The organism is Rhabdothermincola sp. (assembly GCF_036846205.1).
GTDB lineage: Bacteria > Actinomycetota > Acidimicrobiia > Acidimicrobiales > Acidimicrobilacustridaceae > Rhabdothermincola.
Genome location: NZ_DAIUCK010000108.1, coordinates 1 through 10,239 on the forward strand (window position 1 = coordinate 1; position 10,239 = coordinate 10,239).

The window sequence follows — 10,239 nt, forward strand, 5'->3', positions numbered from 1 at the left end:
GGTGGCGACCGCCACCCGGCCTTCCCGTTTCTCTCAGTCCGTCAGCGCGGCGAGGACCCGGTCGGCCTCGCCCATGATGCGCTCGATCAGCTCGGCCACCGACGGGAGGTCTTCGATGACACCGATGCCCTGCCCGGTGGGCAGGATCCCTACCTCCGGTCGCCCGTCCACCATCGTGGCTTTGATCAGCATGGGCGCGTTGGCGGCCATGACGAGCTGGCTCCAGGTGAGATCCTGGTTGCGCTTCATCGCCAGGCCCTCTCGGAGCAGGTCCCGGTAGCTGGTGCGGGTGAGCCGGCGGAAGGCGAGCGCATTGCGCACCGCCCTGGGGAGACGGGTGAGCACTGACGAGCGCTCGAGCTCGTCGACCACCTCGGTGCGGATCACCCGCTGCGGGTACCCGTCGATGGCCCTGGTGACCACGGTGTCGTTGACGGTCTTGCTCAGGTAGATCTGCTTGATGAGCTCGGGCACCGTGGAGTCACGGGTGAGCAGGAAGCGAGTGCCCATCGCGATGCCGTCGGCGCCCCACGCCAGCGCAGCCACCAGCCCCCGCCCGTCGGTGAATCCACCCGCGCCGAGCACCGGGATGTCCACGGCATCGACCACCTGGGGCAGCAGCAGCGAGGTCGGCACCGAGCCCGTGTGCCCGCCTCCCTCGGCGCCCTGGGCGATGACGGCGTCCACGCCCCACTCCGCCACCTTCTCCGCGTGCCGCCTGGCCCCGACGGTCGGCATGGTGACCACGCCTGCATCCTTGAGCCGGGCGATGGTCTCCCGCCGGGGAGCCTGGGCGAAGGACGCCACCCGGACCCCCTCCCGAATGAGCAGGGTGATCCGATCGTCGATGTCGGGCTGGTCGGCGCGCAGGTTCACGCCGAAGGGGTTGTCCGTGCGCGCCTTGACCTCCCGGATGGCTCGCTCGAGCTCGGCACAGGTCATGGTGGCCGAGGCGATGATGCCCAGGCCGCCGGCCGCGCTGGTCGCTGCGGTGAGCCGCGCCCCGGCCACCCACCCCATGCCGGTCTGCACGATCGGGTACCGCACCCCGAACAGCTCACAGGCACGGGTGTGCAGCGCTCGCCGACCCGGCGGCGGGCCGGCCGAAGCCGGCATCAGTTCTTGACCTCGGTGGTGCGCAGCCCTGCGGGATCGATGACCTCGCGGATCAACCGCAACTCCTCCGTGGTGGGGAGCCGGGTCTCGTCGAGGTCGTCGGCGACCGCGAGCTCGAAGCCCGTCGCCTCCTGCACCTCCTCGAGCGACACGCCAGGGTGCACGCTGCGCACCCGCATGCGATGGTCAGGGGTCTCGAAGTCGAACACCCCGAGGTTCGAGACCACCCGGCGGATCTCGTGGAACCGCGCCGCCCGAGGGCCCAGCGCGGCGGCCCGGTCGTAGCCCACCCCGCTCACCACGTCGACCTTCTCCACGAAGGACTTCGGGGTGTGGTTCGGGACCCAGTAGCTCGTGGTGTGGTTGATCGTGTTGCCCGGCGCGCCCCGGAAGCCCAGCAGCTGGGCTCGGGGGCGATGCCAGTCACCGATGCAGGCGATGTTCTGGTTGCCGTAGCGGTCGATCTGGCTCGCCCCCATCATCACGTGACGCTTGCCGTTCCACAGCACGGTGAACATCTGCGGGTAGGGGTTCCAGCTCTCGACCACTTCGTCGAGCTCCAGCCTGCCGTCGACGTTGCGGTAGGGGTTCACACCGGGAGGCAGGCACGAAGCGGTGAACATGGCGAAGCCGTCGGTCATCACCAGCGACGGTTCGAAGGTCTCCCGGGCCAGGCGACCGCCGATCATGGGGATGGTGCCGATGGGGTTGCAGAGGCGCTCACCATCGCCACGGAAGCATTCGGCCACCGCGACCACGCACACCTCGGCCCTGGTCACCCCCGGGACTGCTTCGGCTGATCCACCCATCAGCCCTGCCTCCTCGCCGCCAGCGCCGCCTGGTACTCGGCCTCGGACTCGAACTCGAGCCACTCCCGGGCGAACGCCGACCAGGTCTCCTCGGAGGACGCCGCCGCCACGTACTGCTTCTGGAACGCCTCGTCGCGTCCGTAGTCGGGTGGGCACTCGGTGAAGTGCGCCCCGTTCGGTGCCTCGACGACACCGTCGACGTTCAGCCGGCTGATGCGCAGCGTGTGGAACGACCCGAACCGGGCGAAGTCCTCGGTGGGCACCACCTGCTCGCAGGACAGGAACGTGCGATCCGCGGCCAGGCTGAACCAGTCGTCCATGTACAGGTCCGGTCCGAGGAACTGCCCGTTGCCGGCCTGGTCGGCCCGATTCATGTGGATGAGCGCGACGTCGAGCTTGATCGCCGGCATGGCCACCAGCTCCTCGCCATCATCGTAGGGCGAGCGGACGGTGCGGATCTCGGGCATCACGGTGAGCAGGTCCGACCCCAGGCCGGCCCGGGTGGGGAGGAAGGGAACCCGCCAGGCCGCGGCCTGCAGGCCGAGCAGCAGCATGCCCTCGTCCAGCTCCATCGCCTCCAAGGCTCCCGTCTGCCTGGCAGCCCGGAAGTGCGGCTCCAGCGGGATCGAGTCCAGGGAGACGAACCCGTAGATCGCCCTGCGGACCTTGCCCGCGGCGCAGAGCAGGCCGATGTCCGGGCCGCCGTAGCTCACCACCGTGAGGTCTCGCAGCGGCGAACGCAGGATCGCCCGCACGAGTGACATCGGCTTGCGGCGGGACCCCCAGCCGCCGATGCCGATCGTCATGCCGTCGCGGAGCTCGGCGATCACGTCTTCTTCGGTCATGCGCTTGTCGGGCAGCGCCATCAGCACTCCTACTTGGTGAAGTCGGCGTCGCGCCCCTCGACGAAGGCGTCGCGCGCCTCATCGGCCACGCCCGAGAGGTTCAGCTCGAAGGTGAAGCCCTGCTCATAGCGGTAGCTGCGCTTCACGTCCCACAGGTCGATGCCGTTCAACGACTCCTTGGCCGCCCGGATGACCGTCGGGCTCTTCATGGCGATCTGGCGAGCCACCTCGATCGCCGCCGGGCGGAGCTCGTCCCGCTCGACCACCTGCAACACCGAACCGAACTGGTGCAGCTCCTGGGCCGTGGCCGTGGCGGCGGTGTAGACCATGGCTCGCATCTTGTGCTGGGGCACCAGCCGGGCCAGGTGGGTCGCCGCACCGAGCGCCCCCCGATCGACCTCGGGGAGCCCGAAGTAGGCGTCCGTGGACGCCACCACGATGTCGGCATTGCCCACCAGGCCGATGCCTCCGCCCAGGCAGTAGCCGTGCACTGCCGCGATCACGGGCACCGCGCACTCGTACACCGCGGCGAAGGCCGCGAAGCAGCCGCGGTTGGCGCCGAGGAGGGCGTCGAAGCCCTCGGTGGCCTGCATCTCCTTGATGTCCACCCCGGCGTTGAAGCCCTTGCCCTCGGCCCGCAGGATCACGGCCCGCACACTGCGGTCCTCACCCAGCCCGCGCACGACGTCGGCCAGCTCGAACCAGCCGGCGACCGTCAGCGCGTTCACCGGTGGGTGCTCCATGACCACTTCCGCGATGCCGTCCTCGATCGACGATGTGATGCCCATGGCGGCTCCATCCGACACTGCCCCACCGTTTCTGATGGGGCGTCAGCTCGGTGTGGCAAGGTAGGCGATCATCACCTGCGTTGCGAATCCCCGGAGGAGCTCGACATGACCGGCGCACTCGGAAACCCCCTCGATCTCAGCGGGTCGGTCGTCCTCGTCACCGGCGGCACCAAAGGGGTCGGCCGAGGCATCGCCGCCCGCTTCCTCCAGGCTGGCGCCACGGTGGTGGTGTCGGCTCGCCACGAGCCCGACAGCCCGGTGGCGGTGGAGAACAACCAGGCGGCCTTCGTGGCCGCCGACCTACGCGACCCTGAACAGGCTGCCGCCGTCGTGGCCTTCGCGGTGGAACGCTTCGGCCGGCTCGACGTGGTGGTGAACAACGCCGGCGGTTCGCCGCGGGCGGACGCCGCGCAGGCCTCGCCTCGGTTCTCCGAGTCGATCGTCCGCTTGAACCTGCTGGCCCCGCTGCACGTCGCCCAGGCCGCCAACGCCGTGATGCAGGAACAGGAGAGCGGGGGGTCCATCATCAACATCGCCAGCGTCAGCGCCCTCCGCCCCTCGCCCGGCACCGCGGCCTACGGCGCGGCCAAGGCCGGCTTGTTGAGCCTCACGACGACCCTGGCGGTCGAGTGGGCACCGAAAGTGCGGGTCAACGCGGTCACGCCCGGTTACATCGAGACCGAACAGGCCCACCTGCACTACGGCGACGCCGATGGGGTGGCGGCGGTGGCCGGCACCATCCCCCTGCGGCGTATGGGCACGCCCGTGGACGTGGGGGATGCCTGCCTGTACCTCGCCTCCTCGCTCGCCGGCTACGTCAGCGGCGCCAACCTGGTGGTGCACGGTGGCGGCGAACGACCGCTGTTTCTCTCGGCTGCCAACGCCGACGCGACCGGCGTGACCGGCGCATCACCGTCCCCGGGGGGCGGGTAGACAGGATGCATGCTGATCGCGGGGCGCACCTACCGTGACCTGCGGGCCGCGTTCGGGCGAGGGGCGTACGACCAGATCGTCCGCGACGGCCCAGCGGTGGCGGCCATCCTCCAGGCCGATGCCACCCAGCAGGAGCTGGTGCCCGCAACCGCCCTGCTCGTGGGCGCCGCGCTGGCCGAGCAGGAGCTCTACACCGACGCCATCGCCTGGCTCGAGTACGGCTTGGCCCGGCTGCCCGGCACGGCGTCGGTCGCCGAGGTCGCCGGCGGCCACTGGCACCACCGGCTCCTCGCGGACCTGTACCTGCTGACCGGACGCTGGGACTCGGCCTCCGGCTACCTGGACTGGTTGGCCCGCCCCGAGCAGCCGCTCGACAGCCGCCTGGCCGCCACCCGAGGGCAGGCCATGCTGGCCGCGGCACGCGGGCGCTTCGACGACGCGCATCTCTTGGTGAACGCTGCAGCCGACCTGGCCCGACGAGCACACAGCAGTGCCCTGGCCGCGATGGTGGAAGCCGACCGGGCGCTCATCGTCGCCGCGCAGGGCCGGCTGCTCGAAGCCGTCCGATTCACCGAGGAGGTGGCGCCCCGTCTCGCCGCGCCCGGCCGGGCACCAGAGCAGCGTTGGGCGAACGCGGTCGCGGCCGCGCTCCTGACCACGATGGCCCGGCTGCTCGCGACGGCCGGGGATCTGATGACCGCGACCCGCTACCTCATCGAGGCCGGCGTCCCCGTAGTGGCCACCGGACGGTCGTACTGGTCGGCGCAGCTCGACCTGGCCCGGGGGGTGGTGTGGCGGGAGGGTGGCGAGGCCGAGCGGGCCGAGCCCGCCGCCATCCGGGCCGTGCAGGAGCTCGACCGCCTCGGGGCCCGGCCCGCCGCGGCGGTGGCCCGGCTCGAGGAGGCCCGGCTCGCGGAGGCACGCGGTCACCTGCTCTCCGCCCGGCGCCTCTACGAGCGGGCCTGGCGCGAGTGCGCGGCGCTCGGCCTGTCCCGGGAGACGAGCGGGATCCGTGCCCGGCTGGCGACCCTCGGGCGCGAAACTGACGAGTCGTCAGAATCCTGGGTGGTCGAGTAGCGTGACCAGCCGTGAGCGACAAGACCCGAGTGCCCGCGGTCGAGGGTTGGTTCACCACCGATCCTGATCGTCCCGCCCTGCTCGGCACCCGTTGCGCGAGCTGTGGCACCTACTCGTTCCCCCGCGAGACCAGCTTCTGCAAGAACCCCGACTGCACGGGGCGCGACTTCGAAGAGGTCGAGCTCAGCCGGAGGGGCACCATCTGGTCGTACACCAACGCGTGCTACCAGCCCCCGCCGCCGTACGTGCCCACCACCGACCCGTTCGAGCCCTTCTCGCTCGCCGCGGTGGAGCTGGCCGAGGAGAAGATGGTGGTGCTGGGGCAGCTCGTGGCGGGAGTCCGGCTGGAGGACCTCACCGTCGGCACCGAGGTGGACCTGGTCGTCGACACGCTGTTCGAGGACGACGAGCACGAGTACCTGGTCTGGAAGTGGCGTCCGGTGACCGAGGGGGCCCGCTGATGGCGGGTGAGGTGGCCGTCCTCGGCGTGGGCATGCACCCCTGGGGCAAGTGGGGTCGCAACTTCGTCGAGTACGGGGTGCACGCTGCCCAGGCCGCGTTGGCCGACGCCGGCCTGAGCTGGCGGGACGTGCAGTACGTGGCGGGGGCCGACACCATCCGCAACGGCTACCCCGGCTTCATCGCCGGGGCGACCTTCAGCCAGGCCCTCGGCTGGAAGGGCAACCGGGTGGCGAGCTGCTACGCCGCGTGCGCGTCGGGTGCCCAGGCACTGAACGTGGCCCGGGCCCAGATCCTCGCCGGGTTCTGTGATGTGGCCCTCGTGGTGGGCGCCGACACCACGCCCAAGGGGTTCTTCGCTCCTGTGGGCGGTGAACGCCAGGACGACCCGGACTGGCTGCGCTTCCGCCTCCTCGGCGCCACCAACCCCACGTACTTCGCGCTCTACGCCCGTCGGCGCATGGAGCTCTACGGGGCGACGAGCGAGGACTTCGCCCGGGTGAAGGTGAAGAACGCGCGGCACGGCCTGTCCAACCCCTACGCCCGGTACCGCAAGGAGGTGACCGTCGAGGAGGTCATGGCCTCCCCGGTGGTCGCCGATCCGCTCCGGCTCCTCGACATCTGCGCCACGAGCGACGGCGCGGCCGCCGTGGTGCTCACCAGCCTGGAGTTCGCCCGCCGGCACACCACGAGCCCGGTGCGGATCGCGGCGGTCTCGACCGTCACTCCGACCTACCCTCAGACGATCATCGAGATGCCCAACTTCGCCACCGATTCCGCCGCGGTGGTCCCGCTGCCCGAACGCCAGTTCCGCGACGCCATCGCCGCCGCGGCCTACGAGGAGGCGGGGCTCGGTCCCGAAGACCTGGATCTGGCCGAGGTGTACGACCTGTCCACCGCGCTCGAGCTCGACTGGTACGAGAACATCGGGCTCTGCAAGGAGGGGGAGGCCGAGCGGCTCCTCAACGACGGCGACACCACGATCGGCGGCCGGATCCCGGTGAACCCCAGTGGCGGCCTGGCCTGCTTCGGCGAGGCCATCCCGGCACAGGCGCTGGCCCAGGTGTGCGAGGTCACCTGGCACCTGCGCGGCGAGGCCGGCGAACGCCAGGTCGACGGTGCCCGGGTGGGGCTGACCGTGAACCAGGGCCTGTTCGGGCACGGCAGCTCGGTGATCCTCACGCGCTGACCGCCCGATGGCCTCCCGGCGAGCCGACTGGCACTGGCGAGGGTTCCTCCGCCCGGTTCACCGTGATCCGGTCTTCTGGTCCGCGGTCCTGCTCAGCGTGGTGCTGTTCCTCCCCCAGGTCCTGCTCCTGGGCTGGCAACCCGGTTCGATCGGGTGGTGGTTCCGGGTAGTGGTGCAGGGTCTGCTCACCGGCGTGGTCGTGCTGTCAGCCGTGGGCACCGGAGCCGGTATCGCTCGGGGCTGGGAACGGGGCCTGGCGCAGGCTCGACGGCACCAGGGTCGCTGACCATCAGCGCAGCGTGTACGTCGCCAGCACGAGAGCCAGGCCCAGCAGCAGCGCACCCGCGAGCAGCCACCGCAGCGCGCGCCGCTGGTGGGTGCGCAAGCGGTCCAGGGCGCGCTGCTCCTGCTTCAAGACGTCGGTGGCGCTGATCAGCCGGCCGTCCGGCAGCGCCCGGGTGTTGGCTCGGAAGTAGAGGCGCAGGTCGGGATCGGTGACCCGGTCGTAGTCCGCCTCCGTCGGTGCGGTGTCCCCGACGTGCATGCTCGCCTGCGCCCACAGCTCCGCTCGCCGCTGCCAGCACTCCCGACCGCGGGGACCGAGGAGGGACTCGATGCGCTCCCCGGTGGCCGTCACGTCGTGGTGGGAGACGATGTTCTGGAGGTTCTCGATGAGGCCGAGCTCGATGAGCTCCACGGCCTCGGGGTCACCCTCCACGAGCACCTGGTCGACCGCGGTGGCGACCGCCGGCCATTCGGCCGTCTCTCCCGCTTCGACCAGCGTGACGAGATGCTGTGAGAAGGCAACCACCCGGATGAACAGATCCGGTTCGCCGTGCTCTTCGAAGGTGCGGTTGAACGCGTGGAGGTCATCGGCCGCGAGGAACGACGGGCACGCCTCGATGAGCAGGTCCAGCGCTTGGTCGCGACGCAGCATCCGTTGCGCAGCCTAGGGCTCGCCGGAGCGCCAGGCCTCAGGGATGCTGGCTGCTGACCGACACCACCTCACCGGTCATGTACGAGGAGTAGTCGCTGGCCAGGAACACCATCACGTTGGCGACCTCCCATGGCTCCGCACCGCGGCCGAACGCTTCGCGGGCTGCGAGCTGCTCGAGCAGCTCCTCGGTCGTCACCTTGGCCAGGAACGGATGCATGGCCAGGCTGGGTGCGACCGCGTTGATCCGCACCCCGGCGTGGGCCGCTTCCAGCGCCGCGCAGCGGGTGAGGGCCATGACCCCGGCCTTGGCGGCCGCGTAGTGGGCCTGGCCCTCCTGGGCGCGCCAGCCGACCACCGAAGCGTTGTTCACGATGACCCCGCTCCCCCTCGGCATCATGTGGCGCATCGCGGCGCGGGTGGTGCGCATCGTCCCGTTGAGCGTGACGTCGAGCACCGAGAACCACTGCTCGTCGGTCATCTCGACCAGGTTGGCGGTGCCACCGAGCCCCGCGTTGTTCATCATCACGTCGACGTGACCGAGTTCGGCCACCGCCACCTCGAACAGCCGCTGCACGTCTTCCTCGACGGCCACGTTGCACACCACGGTGGGAGGGACTTCGCCGCTGACCTCTCCCAACCGCTCGGCAGCCTCCGCCAGCCGGCGCTCGTGGATGTCACTGATGAGGACCCGGGCACCCTCCTCCGCGCAACGTTTGGCGACCGCGAACCCGATGCCGGTGCCCGCGGCCGCGGTCACCACCGCCGTCTTGCCGTCGAGCAGGCCGTGCGCAGGCACGTACGGTGGGGGGGACGAGGGCATTCAGCCGATCACCTTCGGTTCAGGCGGGAGCCCGAGAGCGCGCTCGCCGATGATGTTGCGCTGGATCTGGTTGGCGCCGCCGTAGATGGTGTCGGCCCGGCTGTAGAGGAAGAGTCGCTGCGCGGCCGTCGGCTCGAAGGGGGTGCCGGCAGCGATCATGGCCTCGGGACCGAGCACGTCGACCGCCAGCTCACCGAGATCCCGGTGCAGTCGGGCCCAGTAGAGCTTGGAGATGTAGGCGGGGCCGCTGAGCTCGGGCCGGTCGGCCATGGTCAGCATGCGCAGGGTGTTGAGCCGCATGATCTCCAACCGGCTCCACATCTGCGCCAGCCGTTGGCGAACGACGGGATCGCCGGCTCGACCGTTGCGCCGGCAGGCCTCGAGGACCTCGCGGTACTCCCGCATGAACGCGAACTGCTGGCCGAGCGTCGACGCCCCCCGCTCGAAGGCGAGCAGACCCATCGCCACCTTCCAGCCGTTGTTCATCCCACCGACGACGAGATCGGCCGGAGTGGGGGTGTCGGAGAAGAAGACCTCGTTGAACTCCGAGGAGCCGGTGATCTGCACGATCGGGCGGATCTCGATGCCCGGGGCGTCCATGGGGACCAGCAGGAAGGAGATGCCCTTGTGCTTCGGGGCGTCCCGATCGGTGCGGGCCAGCACGAAGCACCAGTGCGCCCAGGTGGCGAGCGAGGTCCACACCTTCTGGCCGTTGATGACCCAGCGGTCGCCGTCGAGCTCGGCCCGGGTCTGGATGTTGGCGAGGTCCGATCCCGCGTTCGGCTCCGAGTAGCCCTGGCACCACAGCTCCTGGCCGAGGCGGATCGGCGGGAGGAAGCGTCGCTGCTGCTCGGGAGTGCCGAAGTGGATCAGCGTGGGGCCGATGAGCCCTTCCCCGATGTGCCCGAGCCGTCCCGGGCCGCCCGCCCGCGCGTATTCCTCGAAGTAGATGACCTGCTGGTGGAGCGGCAGGCCCCGGCCGCCGAATTCGGTCGGCCAGCCGACGCAGGTCCACCCGTCGGCGCCCAGCCGCTGCTCCCAGGCCAGCCGCTCTTCGAAGCAGGAGTGCTCGTCGCCGGGCCCGCCGCGTCCGCGGATCTCGGCGAACTCCCCGTGGAGCAGGTCGTCGAGGTACGAGCGCACCTCCTTGCGGAACCGCTCCTGCTCTGGGGTGAAGCTGAGGTCCATGGCAGCGCCGAGCCTACCTCTGACGACCCGTCAGATCCCAGGTGACGCACACGCAGACCCGCCCCCACTCCCCCGAAC

At 70.6% G+C, this 10,239-nt stretch carries 12 protein-coding genes; 5 read left to right on the forward strand and 7 right to left on the reverse strand.

The annotated features are described in order from the left end of the window. Positions 1-33: 33 nt before the first annotated feature. From V7004_RS13520 to V7004_RS13535, 4 genes are read right to left on the reverse strand one after another with little or no spacing between them, the layout of a single operon-like run. Positions 34-1,116 carry an NAD(P)H-dependent flavin oxidoreductase gene (locus tag V7004_RS13520; RefSeq protein WP_334144620.1) on the reverse strand — a complete coding sequence of 361 codons (1,083 nt, stop codon included), beginning with the start codon at positions 1,114-1,116 and terminating at the stop codon, positions 34-36. Further along, complete coding sequence (locus V7004_RS13525; protein ID WP_442968065.1) at positions 1,116-1,925, reverse strand: CoA-transferase subunit beta; 810 nt, start codon at positions 1,923-1,925, stop codon at positions 1,116-1,118. Before V7004_RS13525 ends, V7004_RS13520 begins: the two co-directional genes overlap by 1 nt. Further along, on the reverse strand, positions 1,925-2,785 hold the full coding sequence (locus V7004_RS13530) for a CoA transferase subunit A (protein ID WP_442968066.1): 861 nt from the start codon (positions 2,783-2,785) through the stop codon (positions 1,925-1,927). The genes V7004_RS13525 and V7004_RS13530 overlap by 1 nt, the downstream gene beginning before the upstream one ends. A 14-nt stretch (positions 2,786-2,799) precedes the next feature. Then, the gene (locus V7004_RS13535; protein WP_334144625.1) at positions 2,800-3,558 is read right to left on the reverse strand and encodes an enoyl-CoA hydratase family protein; all 759 of its coding nucleotides are present in this window, start codon (positions 3,556-3,558) and stop codon (positions 2,800-2,802) included. Between the two features lie 105 nt (positions 3,559-3,663). Between V7004_RS13535 and V7004_RS13540 the strand changes: the two genes are divergently transcribed. Genes V7004_RS13540 through V7004_RS13560 form a run of 5 tightly spaced genes read left to right on the forward strand, consistent with a single transcriptional unit; the run spans position 3,664 to position 7,502 of the window. Continuing rightward, the gene (locus tag V7004_RS13540; protein WP_334144627.1) at positions 3,664-4,491 is read left to right on the forward strand and encodes an SDR family oxidoreductase; all 828 of its coding nucleotides are present in this window, start codon (positions 3,664-3,666) and stop codon (positions 4,489-4,491) included. Between the two features lie 9 nt (positions 4,492-4,500). Then, positions 4,501-5,568 carry a hypothetical protein gene (locus V7004_RS13545; RefSeq protein ID WP_334144628.1) on the forward strand — a complete coding sequence of 356 codons (1,068 nt, stop codon included), beginning with the start codon at positions 4,501-4,503 and terminating at the stop codon, positions 5,566-5,568. 11 nt (positions 5,569-5,579) lie between these two features. Then, positions 5,580-6,029, forward strand: coding sequence for a Zn-ribbon domain-containing OB-fold protein (locus V7004_RS13550; protein ID WP_334144629.1), 450 nt, complete (start codon positions 5,580-5,582; stop codon positions 6,027-6,029). Further along, positions 6,029-7,216, forward strand: a complete 1,188-nt coding sequence (locus V7004_RS13555; protein WP_334144630.1) for a lipid-transfer protein — start codon at positions 6,029-6,031, stop codon at positions 7,214-7,216. Before V7004_RS13550 ends, V7004_RS13555 begins: the two co-directional genes overlap by 1 nt. Before the next feature lie 7 nt (positions 7,217-7,223). Continuing rightward, on the forward strand, positions 7,224-7,502 hold the full coding sequence (locus V7004_RS13560) for a hypothetical protein (protein ID WP_334144631.1): 279 nt from the start codon (positions 7,224-7,226) through the stop codon (positions 7,500-7,502). 3 nt (positions 7,503-7,505) lie between these two features. Here V7004_RS13560 and V7004_RS13565 read toward each other — a convergent pair whose 3' ends face one another. The 3 genes from V7004_RS13565 to V7004_RS13575 are packed head-to-tail and all read right to left on the reverse strand — an operon-like array spanning position 7,506 to position 10,161. Continuing rightward, the gene (locus V7004_RS13565) at positions 7,506-8,153 is read right to left on the reverse strand and encodes a DUF7674 family protein (RefSeq protein WP_334144632.1); all 648 of its coding nucleotides are present in this window, start codon (positions 8,151-8,153) and stop codon (positions 7,506-7,508) included. A gap of 37 nt (positions 8,154-8,190) precedes the next feature. Further along, on the reverse strand, positions 8,191-8,973 hold the full coding sequence (locus tag V7004_RS13570; protein WP_334144634.1) for an SDR family oxidoreductase: 783 nt from the start codon (positions 8,971-8,973) through the stop codon (positions 8,191-8,193). Continuing rightward, positions 8,974-10,161: an acyl-CoA dehydrogenase family protein gene (locus V7004_RS13575; RefSeq protein ID WP_334144635.1), complete on the reverse strand. Its 1,188-nt coding sequence runs from the start codon at positions 10,159-10,161 to the stop codon at positions 8,974-8,976. It lies immediately after the preceding gene. Positions 10,162-10,239 lie beyond the last annotated feature (78 nt).